Origin of the sequence: uncultured Azonexus sp., assembly GCF_937982035.1 — a bacterium.
GTDB lineage: Bacteria > Pseudomonadota > Gammaproteobacteria > Burkholderiales > Rhodocyclaceae > Azonexus.
This window is the reverse complement of the sequence record NZ_CALJNI010000005.1, coordinates 16,075-33,332: the sequence shown is the minus strand read 5'-3', so window position 1 is coordinate 33,332 and position 17,258 is coordinate 16,075. Positions and strand designations below refer to the sequence as shown.

Annotated in this window: 16 protein-coding genes; 14 read left to right on the top strand and 2 right to left on the bottom strand. The window is 64.3% G+C overall.

The window, feature by feature from the left end; all coding sequences use genetic code 11:
• Window positions 1-47 precede the first annotated feature (47 nt).
• The 5 genes from Q0799_RS04960 (at window position 48) to aroG (ending at window position 8,001) form a co-directional block, all read left to right on the top strand.
• Window positions 48-3,932: a YhdP family protein gene (locus Q0799_RS04960; RefSeq protein WP_298395106.1), complete on the top strand. Its 3,885-nt coding sequence runs from the start codon at window positions 48-50 to the stop codon at window positions 3,930-3,932.
• On the top strand, window positions 3,929-4,738 hold the full coding sequence (locus Q0799_RS04955; protein WP_298395103.1) for a carbon-nitrogen hydrolase family protein: 810 nt from the start codon (window positions 3,929-3,931) through the stop codon (window positions 4,736-4,738). Before Q0799_RS04960 ends, Q0799_RS04955 begins: the two co-directional genes overlap by 4 nt.
• Before the next feature lie 9 nt (window positions 4,739-4,747).
• A complete protein-coding gene (tldD, locus tag Q0799_RS04950; protein ID WP_298395100.1) occupies window positions 4,748-6,193 on the top strand; it encodes a metalloprotease TldD in 1,446 nt (481 codons plus the stop codon).
• A gap of 31 nt (window positions 6,194-6,224) precedes the next feature.
• Window positions 6,225-6,842, top strand: a complete 618-nt coding sequence (locus Q0799_RS04945) for a c-type cytochrome (protein ID WP_298395097.1) — start codon at window positions 6,225-6,227, stop codon at window positions 6,840-6,842.
• Between the two features lie 67 nt (window positions 6,843-6,909).
• Window positions 6,910-8,001 (top strand): 3-deoxy-7-phosphoheptulonate synthase AroG, encoded by a 1,092-nt coding sequence (gene aroG / locus Q0799_RS04940; RefSeq protein ID WP_298395094.1) that lies wholly within the window; start codon window positions 6,910-6,912, stop codon window positions 7,999-8,001.
• A gap of 1 nt (window position 8,002) precedes the next feature.
• Here aroG and Q0799_RS04935 read toward each other — a convergent pair whose 3' ends face one another.
• Window positions 8,003-9,166 carry a patatin-like phospholipase family protein gene (locus tag Q0799_RS04935; protein WP_298395091.1) on the bottom strand — a complete coding sequence of 388 codons (1,164 nt, stop codon included), beginning with the start codon at window positions 9,164-9,166 and terminating at the stop codon, window positions 8,003-8,005.
• 74 nt (window positions 9,167-9,240) lie between these two features.
• On the opposite strand from Q0799_RS04935, the gene Q0799_RS04930 reads away from it, so the two are divergent.
• Entirely contained in the window at window positions 9,241-10,071 is an 831-nt protein-coding gene (locus tag Q0799_RS04930) for a radical SAM protein (RefSeq protein ID WP_298395088.1), read from the top strand.
• A gap of 40 nt (window positions 10,072-10,111) precedes the next feature.
• Here Q0799_RS04930 and Q0799_RS04925 read toward each other — a convergent pair whose 3' ends face one another.
• Entirely contained in the window at window positions 10,112-10,417 is a 306-nt protein-coding gene (locus tag Q0799_RS04925; protein WP_028993517.1) for a helix-turn-helix domain-containing protein, read from the bottom strand.
• A 263-nt stretch (window positions 10,418-10,680) separates the two neighbouring features.
• Here Q0799_RS04925 and Q0799_RS04920 point away from each other — a divergent pair, with 263 nt between their 5' ends.
• The 8 genes from Q0799_RS04920 (at window position 10,681) to leuB (ending at window position 17,228) form a co-directional block, all read left to right on the top strand.
• Complete coding sequence (locus Q0799_RS04920) at window positions 10,681-11,127, top strand: CBS domain-containing protein (RefSeq protein WP_298395086.1); 447 nt, start codon at window positions 10,681-10,683, stop codon at window positions 11,125-11,127.
• Between the two features lie 67 nt (window positions 11,128-11,194).
• A complete protein-coding gene (aroC, locus tag Q0799_RS04915) occupies window positions 11,195-12,286 on the top strand; it encodes a chorismate synthase (RefSeq protein WP_298395084.1) in 1,092 nt (363 codons plus the stop codon).
• Between the two features lie 54 nt (window positions 12,287-12,340).
• On the top strand, window positions 12,341-12,604 hold the full coding sequence (locus Q0799_RS04910) for a DUF465 domain-containing protein (RefSeq protein ID WP_028993514.1): 264 nt from the start codon (window positions 12,341-12,343) through the stop codon (window positions 12,602-12,604).
• A gap of 40 nt (window positions 12,605-12,644) precedes the next feature.
• A complete protein-coding gene (locus tag Q0799_RS04905; protein ID WP_298395080.1) occupies window positions 12,645-13,823 on the top strand; it encodes a major facilitator superfamily domain-containing protein 6 in 1,179 nt (392 codons plus the stop codon).
• 31 nt (window positions 13,824-13,854) lie between these two features.
• Window positions 13,855-15,261, top strand: a complete 1,407-nt coding sequence (gene leuC, locus Q0799_RS04900) for a 3-isopropylmalate dehydratase large subunit (RefSeq protein WP_298395079.1) — start codon at window positions 13,855-13,857, stop codon at window positions 15,259-15,261.
• Window positions 15,262-15,273: 12 nt separating this feature from the next.
• Complete coding sequence (locus Q0799_RS04895; RefSeq protein WP_298395077.1) at window positions 15,274-15,522, top strand: entericidin EcnAB; 249 nt, start codon at window positions 15,274-15,276, stop codon at window positions 15,520-15,522.
• Entirely contained in the window at window positions 15,522-16,163 is a 642-nt protein-coding gene (gene leuD, locus Q0799_RS04890; RefSeq protein WP_298395075.1) for a 3-isopropylmalate dehydratase small subunit, read from the top strand. The genes Q0799_RS04895 and leuD overlap by 1 nt, the downstream gene beginning before the upstream one ends.
• 9 nt (window positions 16,164-16,172) lie before the next feature.
• Entirely contained in the window at window positions 16,173-17,228 is a 1,056-nt protein-coding gene (gene leuB, locus Q0799_RS04885) for a 3-isopropylmalate dehydrogenase (RefSeq protein WP_298395072.1), read from the top strand.
• The last annotated feature ends 30 nt before the right edge of the window (window positions 17,229-17,258 follow it).

Here is a 17,258-nt window from a genome sequence, read left to right as displayed (position 1 = left end):
TTCGATTGTAGTGATCTATCACCCCTTCTGGCAAAGCGACGCGACGCTTGAGTAATCCGTCCAGCCACCCCATTTCCGAGCTTTCCCCGGATTCGCGCCGGGCACTGTACTACCGGCTGCATGGCTTGCGTGCCCTGCTCGGCCGGCCGTCGGTCGCGCGTGCGCTGCGTCTGGTCGGCTGGCTGATGCTGGCCGGCTGGTTGCTGTTCGTGGCGCTGGTGCTGGCCCTGCGTTTTCTCATCCTGCCGTCAGTTACCGATTACCGGGGCGAGATCGAACGGCTGGCCAGCCAGGCTGTCGGCCAGCCGGTGCGCATCGCGCGGATCGAGGCGCACTGGCGCGGGCTCAATCCCGAACTGGTGCTCGACGGCGTTTCCCTGCTCGACGCAGACGGGGTGCCGGCGCTGACCCTGGAACGTATCGATACCGTCCTGTCCTGGCACAGCCTGTGGCGGTTTGAGCCGGTGCTGGCGCTATTGTCCTTTGATCGACCGGTGTTGCATGTCCGGCGAGGTGTCGATGGGCGCATCAGCATTGCCGGGATGGCTTCGGACGACGGTGGCGATCCGGCTTTTGCCGAGTGGGTGCTGGACCAGTTGCGCATCCGTGTCCATGACGCGACCATCGTCTGGGACGATGCCCTGCGCGGGGCGCCGCCCCTGGTGCTCGAAGATCTCCAGTTCGGCCTGGACAACCGGGGGCGACGGCACCGTTTTGGCTTGTCGGCTTTGCCGCCGGCGGAACTGTCGGCACGTATCGATCTGCGCGGCGAGGTGTACGGGGATGTGCATGAGGCACTCGAGCATTCCTCGGGCAGCCTGTATCTTGAAGTCGATCACGCCGACTTGGCCGGTTGGCAGCCGTGGGTTGATTACCCGGTAGACCTGCCGCGCGGCCGCGGTGGCCTGCGTCTGTGGGGAAAGTTTGCCGAGGGCGGTGGCAAGCTCACCGTCGATCTGGCCCTGGCCGACCTCAGCATCCGTCTCGGCGAGACCCTGCCGGTCCTCGATCTGTCGGCGATGCGTGGGCGTCTGCTGGGTGAATACCGCAGCGATGCCTGGGCGGTGACGGCGCAGCACCTTGAATTGCAGACCACCGACGGGATAAACGTTGCGCCGACGGATTTCCATGTGGATTGGCGCAATCTGTCGGCTGGTATCAACGGCAACCTGCGCGCCAACCGGCTCGATCTTGCCGTACTGGCCAAGCTCGCCGGCTATCTGCCGCTCGATGCGCGCAGCCGGGAACTGCTGCAGGCTTATGCGCCGCAAGGCCGGATCAGCGACCTGCGGGCCAGTTGGGGCTTGCAGGGCGACAAACTCACGCGTTATGCCCTGGCCGCGGGCTTCTCCGGCCTGGGCGTGCAGGCTCAGGACTATTTCCCCGGAGCCCTCGGCCTGGCCGGCAGCATCGACCTGAGCGAGAAGGGCGGGCGGGTGCAGATCGATGTGGCGCAATCCTCGCTGTCCTTGCCGGCGGTCTTTCCCGAGCCGGATATCGCCTTCGACACGCTCAAGGCGCGGGTCGGCTGGAAGAACACGCCGGCGGCATTGGAGGTCGCCATCGAGGAGGTGCTGTTCTCCGGTCCGGACGCCACCGGCAAGGCCCAGGGCAAATATCGTTTCAATGGCGACGGACCCGGCGAGATCGATCTCGAAGCCAGTATCGAGCGGGCCAACGGCAGCGCGGTGTGGCGCTACATGCCGCATGCGGTGAACGCCGATGCCCGCGAATGGTTGCGGCGCGGCATCACTGCCGGCACCGCTCACGACGCCCGGCTGGTGCTCAAGGGCAATCTGCACGATTTTCCATTCCGCGACCCGACCACCGGCAAGTTCCTGGTGACTGCCAAGGCGCGTGATGCGCGGATCGACTACGCCGATGGCTGGCCGGTCATCGAAGGCGTCAGCGGCGACATGAGCTTCGATTTCGGCATGCGCGTCCATGCGACCGCCGGCCGCATTCTCGGCGCCGAACTGCCGGATGTGACGGTGACCATTCCCGACTTCGATGTTGACGACGAGATGTTGCTGGTCCGCGGAGCGGCGACCGGGCCGACCAACGAATTCCTCGATTTCATCGAGCGCAGCCCGGTGGCCGACAGCATCGATCGCTTCACCGAGGGCATGCGCGCCGTCGGTAACGGCCGCCTCGACCTCGAACTCGATATTCCCTTGCGGCGCCCGCTGGAGACGCGGATGCGCGGGGCCTACCATTTCCACGACAATCAGGTGCATCTGGTCGAGGGCCTGCCGATGATCGCGCAGGTCAATGGGCGGCTCGACCTGACCGACAGTTCGATCTCGGCCACGGAAATCACCGGGCGCGGTTTCGGCGGGCCGTTGCGGGTCAAGGTCGGCAGCGAGGGTGGCAAGGTTTCGGTCAGCGCCGCCGGCACCGCCGGGATCGTCGAGGTGGCAAGGCATTTCGGCTGGCCGTTGCTTGATCAGTTGAGCGGAAGTACGCCATGGAAGGCCGATCTCGTCATTCACCGACGTAACGCCTACGTGCTGGTGACCTCGGATCTGCTCGGCATCAGTTCGCCCTTGCCCGACTTGCTCAACAAGCCGGCGACAACCCGCCTGCCATTGCGCATCGAGCGGACGTCGCCAAGCCCGGACAGCGAGCAATACCGGGTCAGCCTCGGTGATGTGGCCCGTGGCGTGATTCAGCGCCAGGGGGGCAAATGGACCCGGGGGGCGTTCGCCGTCGGCACGGCCGAAGCGATACTGCCGGCCAGCGGTCTGGATGTTCGCGTGGCGATGGCGAAAATCGATGGCGATGCCTGGCGCGGATTTCTGCCGCAGGATGATTCTGCTACCGCGGGCGAGGCCGCTGAAAGTGCCTTGCCCTTGTCCTCGGTCAGCCTGCGTACGCCAATGTTGCGACTGTTCGGTGCCGACTATCACGAGGTCGAACTGGGCCTGGTGCCGCAGGCGCAATCCTGGAAAATCGACCTGAGAACGCGTGAGTCGGCCGGTAGCCTGATTTGGCGCAGCGCCGGCGATGGCTGGGTGGAGGGGCGGTTGCAGCGCTTGCACTTGCCCCGGTCGGCGGGCGGTGGTGCTTCCTCGTCATCGGTCATCGACAGCCTGCCCGGCATGAATCTGCAGGTCGACGACCTGCGTCTGGGCAACAAGGTGCTCGGTCAGCTCGAGTTGCGCGCGCGCAATCTGCGCGGTGCCTGGTTGCTCGAAAAACTGCGACTGAGCAACGCTGACGGAGAACTGGCCGGCAGTGGCCGGTGGACGCGCGGTCAGAGGCAGCGCACCGACCTTGATTTCGAACTGACCGCCAACGATATCGGCAAGCTGCTGACCCGGCTTGGCTACGAGGATGCGGTACGCCAGGGCAAGGCCCGGCTGGCCGGTAGCCTGCGCTGGAACGGGCCGTTGACCGACCTGGATTATCCGTCGCTGAGCGGCGAGCTCGATGTGAAAGCGGAAAAGGGCCAGTTCAACAAGCTCGAACCCGGCGTCGGCCGCCTGCTCGGGCTGATTTCGCTGCAATCGCTGCCGCGCCGCCTGACGCTGGATTTCCGCGATCTGTTCAGCGAAGGGCTGGCTTTCGACAGCATCGAAGGCAAGCTGGCAGTCGAAGCCGGCATGATGCGCACGCTCAGCCCCCTGATAATCAACGGGCCGGCAGCACAGGTGGTGATCGAGGGCAGTACCGACCTGAAGCAGGAAACCCAGGATCTGCGTGTCGGGGTCAGGCCGGAAGTCAGCACCCTGGCCGTCGGTGCGGCGGCACTGGTCAATCCGGTGGCCGGCGCGGCGGCGCTGGTCGCCAATACCGTGCTCAAGAACCCGCTCAACCGGGCGTTCGGCTACCGTTATCATGTCACCGGTAGCTGGAGCGACCCGCAGGTGGAAAAACTCGGCCTGGGCGAGGAAAAGGCGCCGGCCAACCAACAGGAACAGAAGCCATGAACAAGCAGAATTGCCGTATCGCCGCCTTGCAGATGGTCTCCGGGCCACGCGTCGCCGACAATCTGGCGGCGGCCGGACGTCTGGTCGAGGACGCCGTCGCCCAGGGCGCGCAGCTGGTCGTCCTGCCTGAATATTTTCCGGTCATCGGTGCCGTCGACGCGGACCGGGTGCGTGCCCGCGAGGCCTTTGGCAACGGCCCGGTTCAGGACTGGCTAGCGGCCACGGCGGCACGCCACGACGTCTGGCTGGTTGCCGGCTCGATTCCGCTGGCCACCGCCATGCCGCACCAGATGCGCAACAGCTGCCTGGTCTTCAACGACGGTGGTGATTGCGTTGCACGCTACGACAAGATCCACCTGTTCGGTTTCCGGAAGGGCGACGAGTCCTACAACGAGGCCGCCTTCATCGAGGCCGGCGACGCACCAGTCGCAGTCGACACGCCGTTTGGCCGGATTGCGCTGTCGATTTGCTACGACCTGCGTTTTCCCGAACTCTACCGCTCGCTGGCGCCGGTCGATCTGATCCTGGTACCGGCGGCCTTCACCGAAACGACCGGGCGCGCGCACTGGGAAATCCTGTTGCGCGCCCGCGCCATCGAGAACCAGTGTTACCTGCTGGCCGTCGGCCAGGGCGGGCGCCACGAAAGCGGCCGTGAAACCCACGGCAACAGCATGATCGTCGATCCCTGGGGCGAAATCCTCGACCGTAAATGGAAAGGGCCGGGCGTCGTCATCGCCGACCTCGATCACCAACGCATTGCCGAAGTCCGCGAGAGCCTGCCGGCGCTCGCCCACCGCAAACTATAAGGACGTTCCATGAGCCAACCCAACGCGCTGGCGCAAGCCGAATCCCTGCTGCTGACGCCTTTTTCCCTGAGCGAAACCGACCTGTCGCGGACCTTCGGGCAGATCATGGCGCATCAGGTCGATTACGCCGACCTCTACTTCCAGTATTCGCGCTCCGAGGCCTGGAGTCTCGATGAGGGCATCGTCAAATCGGGCAGCTTCAACATCGATCAGGGCGTCGGTGTGCGCGCCTTGTCCGGTGAAAAGACGGCCTTTGCCTACTCCGACGACATCAGCGCCGCCGCGCTCGGCGACGCAGCCAGCGCCGTCCGTGCCATTGCCGCCGCTGGCCAGTCCGGCGCGTTGCCGGCACTGCGCGCATCGGCCGCCGCCCGCGCGCTCTACCTGCCGAACGATCCGCTGGCGTCGCTGCCGGCCGACGCCAAGGTCAAGCTGCTTGAGCGACTGGAAGGCTTTGCCCGGGCACTCGATCCCCGCGTCCAGCAAGTCAACGCTTCGCTCGCCGGCGAGTACGAGGTGATCCTGGTTGCCGGTTCCGATGGCCGGCTGGCCGCCGACATCCGGCCGCTGGTGCGTTGTTCGATCTCGGTCATCGTCGAGGAAAACGGCCGGCGCGAGCAGGGCGCCTCCGGCGGCGGCGGGCGTTTCGACTTCGGCTATTTTGACGACGAAGTGCTGCAGCGTTACGCCGGCGAGGCCGTGCACCAGGCGGTCACCAACCTCAAGGCGGAAGCCGCACCGGCCGGTCAGATGACCGTCGTTCTCGGTGCCGGCTGGCCCGGCATCCTGCTGCACGAAGCCGTCGGCCACGGGCTGGAGGGCGACTTCAACCGCAAGGGCAGTTCGGCCTTTTCCGGGCGCATCGGCGAACGCGTTGCCGCCAGGGGCGTCACCGTCATCGACGACGGCACCATCGCCGACCGGCGTGGTTCGCTGAACATCGACGACGAGGGCAACCCGACCCAGCGCAATGTGCTGATCGAGGACGGCATCCTCAAGGGCTACATGCAGGACAGCCTGAACGCCCGCCTGATGGGCGTTGCCCCGACCGGTAATGGCCGCCGCGAATCTTTCGCCCACCTGCCGCTGCCGCGCATGACCAACACCATGATGCTGGCCGGCGAGCACGATCCGCAGGAAATCATTGCCTCGGTCAAGAAGGGCATCTACGCCGCCAACTTCGGCGGCGGTCAGGTCGACATCACCAGCGGCAAGTTCGTCTTCTCGATGAGCGAGGCCTATCTGATCGAGGACGGCAAGGTGACCCGGCCGATCAAGGGGGCGACGCTGATCGGCAACGGGCCGGACGCGCTGACCCGGGTGTCGATGATCGGCAACGACCTCAAACTTGATCCCGGTGTCGGCACCTGCGGCAAGGAAGGGCAGAGTGTGCCGGTTGGCGTTGGTCAGCCAACGCTGCGAATCGATGGACTGACGGTGGGTGGAACGGCATAATTCCGCATTGTCATTTTTTCGGAGCCAAGTCATGCGCGTGATCCTGTTACTGGCCACTCTGCTGGCGAGCGGTCCATTGTTCGCCCAGTCGGCGGCTCACGAGCGCATGAAGGCCCTGCAGGCCGATCCGGCTTCACTTCAGGCGGCAATCGCCGCCGGCAAGAAGGCGAGCTTTTTCTGTGCCAATTGCCATGGTGAAAACGGCGTTGCCAAGACAAGCGATGTGCCGAATCTGGCCGGCCAGCACCCCGCCTACCTGCTCGAACAGATTCGCAAGTTCGGTGCCGGCGAACGCAAGAATGCCTTCATGGAAGGTCTGATCAAGGTGCTTAGCAACGAAGAGCGTGCCCAGATCGCCCTTTACTACGCCAGTGTTTCGGTTCTGCCCTCAAAGGCGGATGTCAGCCAGATTGCTCACGGCAAGGTTCTGTTCGACAAGCTGTGCGCCCGCTGTCATGGTGCGGATGCTCGCGGCAATGAGCTCTATCCGAGGCTGGCCGGCCAGCAGCAGCCCTATCTGAAAACGGCGATCACCCATTACCGTGACGGTACCGGCGTGCGCAACAATCAGCTGATGAAAATCGCCACCGCGCCGCTGAAGAACGAAGACATCGTTTCCCTTTCGCATTACCTGACGCAGTTGCCGTGACGCCGCAGCGTCCAGCCTTCCGGTAGAATGCCCGATCTTCGGCAATTTCTACTGGATGGTTCAGGACATGGCAGCGAACAGCACGGCAACGGGTAAACCGGTCACCGACGACGTACGGATCAGGGAAATCAAGGAGCTGGTACCACCGGCCCACGTTTTCCGTGAGTATCCGGCCTCCGGGCGTGCCGCGCAGACCACCTATGCTGCCCGCCAAGCCATCCACCGCGTCCTGCACGGCGCCGATGACCGCCTGCTGGTGGTCATCGGCCCCTGTTCGATCCATGACTACGACGCAGCGATGGAGTACGCCAAGCGTCTCGCCCGCGAGGCCGACAAGTACGCCGACGACCTGATCGTCGTCATGCGCGTCTATTTCGAGAAGCCGCGTACCACGGTCGGCTGGAAGGGGCTGATCAACGACCCGCGCCTCGACAACACCTTCCGCATCAACGAAGGAATCCGCCTGGCTCGGCGCATCCTGCTCGAGATCAACGAGCTCGGCCTGCCCTGCGCGACCGAGTTCCTCGACACGATCACGCCGCAATACACCGCCGACCTGATCGCCTGGGGCGCCATCGGTGCCCGCACCACCGAATCGCAGGTGCATCGCGAGCTGGCCTCAGGTCTCTCGTGTCCGGTCGGCTTCAAGAACGGCACCGACGGCAACATGCGGATCGCGGTCGACGCCATCCGTTCGGCCAATTCGCCGCACCATTTCCTGTCGGTGACCAAGTCCGGCCATACCGCCATCGTGTCCACGATGGGCAACGAGGACTGCCACGTCATCCTGCGCGGCGGCAAGGAACCCAACTACGATGCCGCCAGCGTCGACGCAGCCTGCCAGGAAATCGCCAAGGCCGGTCTGGCGGCGCGGTTGATGGTCGATTTCTCGCACGGCAACAGCCGCAAGCAGTACAAGCTGCAGATGGAAGTCTGCGACAGCGTCGCCGCCCAGCTGGCCGCTGGCGAGGAGCGGATCATGGGCGTCATGGTCGAGTCGCATCTGGTCGAGGGGCGCCAGGACCTGTCGCCGGAAAAGCCGCTGACCTACGGGCAGAGCATCACCGACGCCTGCATCCACTGGGACGACAGCCTGCTCGTGCTCGAGCGCCTGGCCGCCGGCGTCCGCGCCCGGCGTCTGGTCGAGGCCAGCCAATAAGCTACAGTTCGAGGAAATCGCCGATTTCGCCGGCCCGGGCCAGCGTGTCGGCGTATCCGAGGTCGATCAGCTTGCGGGTGAAGGGCTTTTCGAACAGCAGGTAGCTGGTCAGGGCGCCACCGCGCCGGTTCATCGCGCCGATCCCGCCGAGCAGGAGCTTGATCGGCCAGGGCAGCGTATGGGCGTGTTCGGCGGCGATCCGGTCGATGCGCTCGGAGGGGGAAATCACCAGTGTGTCGATCGGCCGCAGCTTGATTCCCGACGCCTGCCGCAAATCTTCCGGTATGGCTGACAAGGTGCGGTTGATCCGCTCGACGCGCTCGATGTCTACGGCCAGTCCGTCGAGGAAGATGCTCGACAGCGCATGGCCGGCGATCTGGGCGAGCGAGGGGTAATCGTCGTTGTGCAGCCGCTCCCGGTGCTCGTCGCGACGCGGTGCGCCGACGATCAGCAGGCGCTCGGCGCCGAGGTGAATCGCCGGCGACAAGGGGGCGATCTGGCGCATCGAACCATCGCCGAAGAATTCGCGGTTGATGCGGATGGCCGGAAAAATGAAGGGAATGGCGCTGGAAGCGAGCAGGTGTGAAACGCTCAATTCGGTCTTGACGCCGATGCGTTGCGAGCGATGCCAGGGGGAGGTGTCGCCGGCAGCCTGGAAGAAGTTGATGTGCTGCCCAGAGTCGTAGCCGGACGCGGAAATGCTGATGGCGTGCAGGGCGCCGCGACGGATTGCCCGGTCGATGCCGGTCAGGTCCATGTTCCGCTGGAGCAGCGAGTGCAGGGGGGCGTTGTCGAGCAGCGAACGCGGCGGCCGGCCGAGCAGCCAGCCGAAGGCCAGTGCCGACAGCCAGCGTGCGCCGGCGGCGCCGACGCCGATCGGGTCGGTCCGGTAGATGTCGCCAGCCTTCATGTTGCGCCAGAAACTGGCCAGGGTGGTGACCGCCCGACCGAAGTTGTCGGCCTGGCAGGCCAGGCCGACCGCATTGATGGCGCCGGCCGAGGTGCCGCAGATGATCGGGAAGGGATTGCGCCGCCGCTGCTTGCCGGCCAGTTTGCTGATCGCCAGCAGAACGCCGACCTGATAGGCGGCACGGGCGCCGCCCCCGGTCAGGACCAGCGCCGTCGGTTTGCTGCCGGGGAGCCCGGCCGGTGCGGGTTCGGTCATGCGAGTGCGCGACTGCGGGAGATGGGCATGGGCAAGGGGTTCGCCGTTGGACCGCCCGATTATACAATGCAGGCATGCTTACCACCGTTGATCACAGCCGCGACAGCGCCGGCCTCCGCTACGTTTATCCGGTCGTTTCCCGGCGTGCCGGTGGGGTCTCGGTGGGCGTCAATCTCAATCCTAACAATGCCTGCAACTGGGCCTGTGTCTATTGCCAGGTCGAGGGCTTGAGCCGCGGCGGGCCGCCGCCAATCGACCTGGATCTGCTGGCGGACGAGTTGTCGGGCTTCCTGCAGGCGGCGGTTGGCGGTGATTACCTGTCCCGTCACGCGCCGCCCGAAGCGCGTCGCCTAGTCGATGTCGCCTTTTCCGGCAATGGCGAGCCAACCTCGGCGGCTGAGTTTGCCGCCGCCGTCGACGTGGTCGGGGACATCGTCGAGCGTCTGGTGCCGGGCTTGCCGGTGCGCCTGATCACCAACGGCAGTCTGGTTCATCGCCCGGGCGTGCAGGATGGGCTGCGCCGCCTGTCCGAACTGGCCGGCGAGGTTTGGTTCAAGCTTGACCGGGCGCTGGCGGACGAGATTGCCCGGGTCAATGAAATTCCCGGTTCGCCGGAAAAGGCAGCGCGCAATCTTGAAATCTGTGCCGGTCTGGTGCGCACCTGGGTGCAGACCTGCTGGTTCGCCTTCGACGGTCAGGCGCCCGCGAAAGATTCGGCCGATGCCTATTGCCGCTTGTTGCAACCGCTGGCCGGCAAACTCGCCGGCGTCCATCTGTACGGGCTGGCGCGGCCGTCGATGCAGCCGGCGGCACCGCGGCTGAGCGCCCTGCCGGCGGCCGTCATGCAGCAATTCGCCGCGCAGATCGAAAAGGAAACGGGCCTCAAGGTGATCGTCTCACCCTGAGGCCCGTTGCGGCTGCCGTGCCCCGTTGCCGGGGCATCAATCAGGCGGCCTTCTTGGCGTGGTTGCGCGCCGACTTCTTCAGCGACTTGTACAGTTCCGGTTCCTGGGCCTTGAGGTACTCGACCACTTCCCAGTCATCGCGCTTGATGGTGCGGATGTCGATCTGCTCGACGTGAACCAGGCGCAGCAGTTCGCGAACCGGCTTCGGCATGTTGCGGCCGCTCTCGTAGCGGGAGCCGCCGCTCTGGGTGACGCCCAGTGCCGACCAGAATTGTTGCTGGTTCAGACCCAGCTTGCGGCGAATCTCGCGGGCGTCGATTTTTTCGATGGTTTTGACGGAAGTCATGGAAATCTCTCCTATGCAATAAAAGTATTCGTATCTGACCGTCTTAAACAGGTATTACTTAGGTCATATGACGAATTTTATATAGGCCTATGACGTTCGGCAAGTGGCAAAGCCATAAATTTTGTTAAAGACGCCGATAGTTTGCTTCTTTTATCCGTCATCACCGATACGCACCGTCGGCAGCGCTGGCGCAAGTCCTTTGCGAAACGCGCGCCTTAATCTAAGATCGACGCAAAGCGCACTGCGCAATCAAGGAGAGAACAATGCAGGTCAAGGAAATCCTCCGCGTAAAGGGCGGCGCACTGTATACCGCGACACCGGGGCAGTCGCTGGCTTCGGCCATCGCAACGATGGCCGATCTGGATGTCGGTTCCCTGGTGGTCATGGATGAAGGACGCATGGTCGGTATCGTGACCTTCCGCGAGGTGCTCAAGGCCTTGAAGGCGGCCGGCGGTCAGGGCACCGATTTACCGCTGGGCGAGGTCATGGTGGCCAATCCGGTGACCGCCTACCCCGACATGGAAGCCAACGACCTGCGCCGGCTGATGATCGAAAAGCACTCGCGTTACCTGCCGGTTGTCGATAACGGGCAGTTGCTCGGCGTCATCTCCTTCCTCGACGTGGCCAAGGCCGTGCTTGAGGAGCAGAGTCTGGAGAACGCGCTGCTCAAGAACTACATCAAGAACTGGCCGGAAGAAACGGCGGCCTGAGTCCTGCTGGCGGGTGGCAAGGGGGCGGCGTGGTACACTCCGCCCTCCTCAAATATGGTGTGATTTCATGTCCGGCAATACCTTCGGCACCCTGTTTACGGTGACTTCCTTTGGCGAGTCGCATGGTCCGGCGATCGGTTGTGTCGTCGATGGCTGCCCACCGGGGCTGGCGCTCAGCGAAGCCGACATCCAGGCCGAACTCGACCGGCGCAAGCCGGGCACCTCGCGGCATGTGACCCAGCGCCGCGAGCCGGATACCGTCGAAATTCTGTCCGGGGTGTTCGAGGGCAAGACCACCGGCACGCCGATTGCCCTGCTGATCCGCAACCAGGACCAGCGCAGCAAGGATTACGGCAACATCGCGACGACCTTCCGTCCCGGTCATGCCGATTACACCTATACCCAGAAATACGGCTTTCGCGACTATCGCGGCGGCGGTCGTTCGTCGGCGCGCGAAACGGCGGTCCGCGTCGCTGCCGGAGCGATTGCCCGCAAGTGGCTGAAGGAACGCTACGGCGTCAGCATCCGCGGCTGGATGAGCGCGCTCGGGCCGATCGAGATTCCTTTCGTCAGCGCCGACGACATTGACGGCAACGCCTTCTTTGCGCCCAACGCCGCGCTCGTGCCGACGCTGGAAAGCTACATGGACGACCTGCGCAAGTCGCTCGATTCGGTCGGCGCGAAGATAACCGTCACCGCCGACGGCGTGCCGCCGGGCTGGGGCGAGCCGGTGTTCGACCGGCTCGACGCCGAGATCGCCTACGCGATGATGGGCATCAACGCGGTCAAGGGGGTCGAGGTCGGCGACGGTTTCGCCTCGGTCGCCCAGAAGGGCAGCGAGCACGGCGACGAGATGACGCCGCAGGGTTTTGCCAGCAATCACGCCGGCGGCATTCTCGGCGGCATTTCGACCGGTCAGCGGATTGTCGTCAACATGGCGATCAAGCCGACCTCGTCGATTGCCCAGCCGCGCCGTTCGGTCGATGTCGACGGTAATGCGGTCGATGTGGCGACGCAGGGGCGCCACGATCCCTGTGTCGGCATTCGGGCGACGCCGATTGCCGAGGCGATGCTGGCGCTGGTGCTGATCGATCATGCCTTGCGCCACCGGGCGCAGTGCGGCGACGTCGTGTGCACGACGCCGCGCCTGCCGGGCTGAGCTTTTCCACGGGCTGGCCATGGCGGCCGGCCGTGTCTATTGAAGGGGAGCATCATGCAGGTTGACCATCACGATCTTCTCAGCGAATTCCCGGAGTTCGCCGATGCCATCACCGCCCTCAAGGCGGGCAACGCCCTGTTCTCGCGCCAGCTCGCCAGCTATAACCGGCTGACCGGCAAGGTCGAGGATCTGGAAGCGCACGACATGCCGGTTGCCGATTTCACGCTGGAAGACATGAAGAAACAGCGGGTCAAGCTCAAGGACGAGCTCTATCACATGCTGCTGGCCTTCCGTGCCGGCCAGCAGTCGGTTGGCTGAACTGCGCGCCGCCCGGCGGCGCCGACGCTAGGAGCGCGGTATGCAAGCCCTGCCGCACTGGCGCCTGTCGGGCTATTACTTCTTCTATTTCGCCTTCATCGGCGCTTTTTCGCCGTATTTCGGACTGTATCTCCAGTCGCTGAGTTTCTCGGCCTGGGACATCGGCCTGCTGATGTCGCAGATGCAGTTGATGCGTCTGTTCGGTCCCAATCTGTGGGGCTGGCTGGTCGATCACTTCGGTCATCGTCTGGCGGTCATCCGCCTGGCCGGTGCGGTTGGCCTGGCGGGCTTCCTCGCTTTCTTCTGGCTCGACCGCCTGCCCGGCATGCTGGTGGCGATGGCGGTGCTGGCCTTGTTCTGGAGTGCGGCGCTGCCATTGGTGGAGACGCTGACCTTCGATCACCTGCGCGAGGAGCGCGGACGCTACGGCAACATCCGTCTGTGGGGGTCGGTCGGTTTCATCATCGCGGTGATGGGGACCGGCGCCTTGCTCGACTGGGTGGCGCCGGTCGGTGTGCTCTGGGTGTGCGCTTTCATCCTGCTCGGCATCCTGCTCTTTGCGTTGGTTCTGCCGGAAGCGCCGATTCATACGGCGACCGGCGAGGAAACGCCGATCCGCGACATCCTGCGTCAGCCCCGGGTGCTGGCGCTGATGGGCGCGTGTTTCGCTATGTCGGCGGCGCATGGCGGGTTCTACGTGTTCTATTCGATCCACCTCAGCGGTCACGGTTATGCCAAGACGGCGGTCGGCCTGCTGTGGTCGCTCGGAGTGCTCGCCGAAATCGGCGTCTTTCTGTTGATGGCACGGATCGCCCGCCGCTACAGCCTGCGCGACATCCTGCTGCTGAGTTTTGCGGCGGCCGTGTTGCGTTTCCTGCTGATGGGCTGGGCGGTCGAGTCGGTGGCGGCGATGATTTTCGTCCAGTTGCTGCACGGCCTGACTTTCGGCGCTTACCATGCCGCCGCGATTGCCGCCGTGAATCAGTGGTTTCCGGGTAAGGCGCAGGGGCGCGGGCAGGCGCTCTATTCCAGTTTGTCCTTCGGCGCCGGCGGTCTGGTTGGGGCCTTGGTCAGCGGCTGGACCTGGGATGACTGGGGGGCAGGCTGGACTTTCTCGCTTGGATCGGTGTTTGCGTTGGCCGGTCTGCTGCTGGTCTGGCGCTGGGTGACAGGCGACACTGCGTTCCAGGCGGCAAAAACGCCCGATCCTGTGCAATAATTCAAGGCTTTACCGCACACTTCCAGGTCCCATGTCGAAGACACTTTACGACAAGCTGTGGGAGAACCATGTCGTCCATCAGGAAGCGGACGGCACGGCACTCCTCTATATCGATCGTCACCTCGTCCATGAAGTGACCAGCCCGCAGGCTTTCGAAGGCCTGAAACTGGCTGGCCGCAAGCCGTGGCGGGTTTCGTCCATCGTCTCGACGCCCGATCACAACACGCCGACCGATCACTGGGACGAGGGGATCAAGGACCCGATCTCCCGCCTGCAGGTCGAAACGCTGGACGCCAACATCCGCGAGGTCGGTGCGCTCGCCTACTTCCCCTTCAAGGACCCGCGGATGGGCATCCTGCACGTCGTCGGTCCGGAAAACGGCGCCACGCTGCCGGGCATGACCGTCGTCTGCGGCGATTCGCATACCTCGACGCACGGGGCCTTCGCCTGTCTGGCGCACGGTATCGGTACTTCCGAGGTCGAACACGTGCTGGCGACGCAATGCCTGGTGCAGAAGAAGTCGAAGACCATGCTGATCGCCGTCGAGGGCAAGCTCGGCAAGGGCGTTACCGCCAAGGATGTTGCGCTGGCCATCATCGGCACCATCGGTACGGCCGGCGGCACCGGTTACGCTGTCGAATTCGGCGGCAGCGCCATCCGCGGGCTGTCGATGGAAGGCCGCATGACACTGTGCAACATGGCGATCGAAGGCGGTGCCCGGATGGGCTTCATCGCTGTCGACGACACCACGATCAATTACCTCAAGGGGCGGCCGTTCTCGCCCAAGGGTGAGACCTGGGACAAGGCCGTTGCCTACTGGCGCACGCTGCATTCCGATCCGGGCGCGCAGTTTGATCGCGTGGTCACGCTCAAGGCCGAAGAGATTCGGCCGCAGGTGACCTGGGGCACGTCGCCGGAAATGGTCGTCGGCATCGATGCCGTGGTGCCTGATCCGGCCAAGGAAAAGGACCCGGTCAAGCGCGAAGGCATGGAACGCGCGCTGCAGTACATGGGGCTCAACCCGAACACGCCGATCCAGAACATCGCCATCGACAAGGTCTTCATCGGCTCGTGCACCAATTCGCGGATCGAGGACCTGCGCCAGGCTGCCGCCGTGCTCAAGGGCCGGCGTGTCGCCGCCAACGTCAAGCTGGCGCTGGCTGTGCCTGGCTCCGGGCTGGTCAAGCGCCAAGCCGAGGAAGAAGGCCTCGACAAGGTGTTCATCGCCGCCGGTTTCGAATGGCGTGAACCGGGTTGTTCGATGTGTCTGGCGATGAATGCCGACCGGTTGGAGCCGGGCGAACGCTGCGCATCGACGTCGAACCGCAATTTCGAAGGTCGCCAGGGGCCGGGCGGCCGGACCCACCTGGTCAGCCCGTCGATGGCTGCTGCTGCTGCCATTGCCGGTCGTTTCGCCGATGTGCGGGACGTTCTCTGAGGAGTAATGACGATGCGTTTCCTGATGGTGGTCGCGGTATGTTTCGGGCTGGTGGCCTGCAATACGGCCGAGGGCGTCAAGAAGGATGTCGCGGTTGGCGCCGAGAAAACCGGTGAGGTGATCCAGAAGGGTGGCGAGGTGGTTGGCAAGGCGCTGAACAAGAGTGGGGAAGCCGTCGAAGGGGCCCTGCAGAAAACCGGTGAAGTGGTCGGCGACACGCTGAAAAAGGGTGGCGAGGCCGTGCAGAAGGTGGTGGATTAATGGATAAGTTTGTTCGTTTGGAAGGGCTGGTTGCGCCGCTCGATCGCAGCAACGTCGACACCGACGCGATCATCCCCAAGCAGTTCCTCAAGTCGATCAAGCGTTCCGGCTTCGGCCCGAACGCCTTCGACGAATGGCGCTACATGGATGTCGGCCAGCCCGGGCAGGATAATTCGCAGCGTCCGAAGAACCCGAATTTCGTGCTCAACCAGCCGCGTTACCAGGGTGCCGAAGTGCTGCTGACGCGCGCCAATTTCGGCTGCGGCAGCTCGCGCGAGCACGCGCCGTGGGCCCTGCTCGACTACGGTTTCAAGGCGATCATCGCCGAGAGCTTCGCCGACATCTTCTTCAACAACTGCTTCAAGAACGGCATCCTGCCGATCGTGCTGCCGGCTGCCGAAATCGAGGCGCTGTTCCAGCAGGTCGAGGCGACGCCCGGCTACAAACTGGTTGTTGACCTGCCGGCGCAGGCGGTCGTTCGCCCTGACGGTCATGCCATTCCCTTCCAGGTTGACGCCTTCCGCAAGGAATGCCTGTTGAACGGCTGGGACGACATCGGCCTGACCCTGCGCCACGCCGACAAGATCAAGGCCTTCGAAGAGAAGCGCCGTGTCGAACAGCCCTGGCTGTTCGCCCAATAAGGAGACGACATGAAGATTTGTGTGCTGCCGGGTGACGGCATCGGTCCTGAAATCACCGCTGAAGCGGTGCGTGTGCTCAATGCGCTCGATCTCAAGTTCGAGATGGAAACGGCGCTGCTCGGCGGCGGTGCGGTCGATGCGACCGGCAACCCGTATCCGGAAGCAACGCAGAAACTGGCGCGCGAAGCCGATGCCGTGCTGCTCGGTGCCGTCGGTGGCCCGCAGTGGGACAGTCTGCCGCGCGAGAAGCGCCCGGAGCGCGGCCTGCTCGGCATCCGCAAGGATCTGAACCTGTTCGCCAACCTGCGCCCGGCAATACTTTACCCGGAACTGGCCAACGCCTCGACGCTGAAGCCGGAAGTCGTTGCCGGGCTCGACATCCTGATCGTCCGCGAACTGACCGGCGACATCTACTTCGGCCAGCCGCGCGGTGTGCGCGAGGAGAATGGCGAGCGCGTCGGCTTCAACACCATGGTCTATAGCGAATCGGAAATCCGCCGCATCGGCCACGTCGCCTTCCAGGCGGCGCAGAAGCGCAACAAGAAATTGTGTTCGGTGGACAAGATGAACGTGCTCGAGTGCACGCAGTTGTGGCGCGACGTGATGATCGAGATCGCCCACGACTACCCGGACGTCGAACTCAGCCACATGCTGGTCGACAATGCTGCCATGCAGCTGGTGAAGGCACCCAAGCAGTTCGACGTGATGGTCACCGGCAACATGTTCGGCGACATCCTGTCGGATGAGGCGTCGATGCTGACCGGTTCGATCGGCATGCTGCCGTCGGCCTCGCTCGACGACAAGAACAAGGGGCTGTACGAGCCGTCGCACGGTTCGGCGCCGGACATCGCCGGTAAAGGTGTGGCCAATCCGCTGGCCACCATCCTGTCGGCGGCGATGATGCTGCGCTACACCTTCGGCCTGGAAGAGCAGGCACTGCGGGTGGAAAACGCGGTCAAAAAGGTGCTGGCCCAGGGCTATCGCACCGGCGACATCTACGAGCGCGGGACCAACAAGGTCGGGACGAAGGAAATGGGCGACGCCGTGCTGGCGGCGCTGGCGTAAACCGAAGTTGCGGTTCGCGCGTTAAACAAA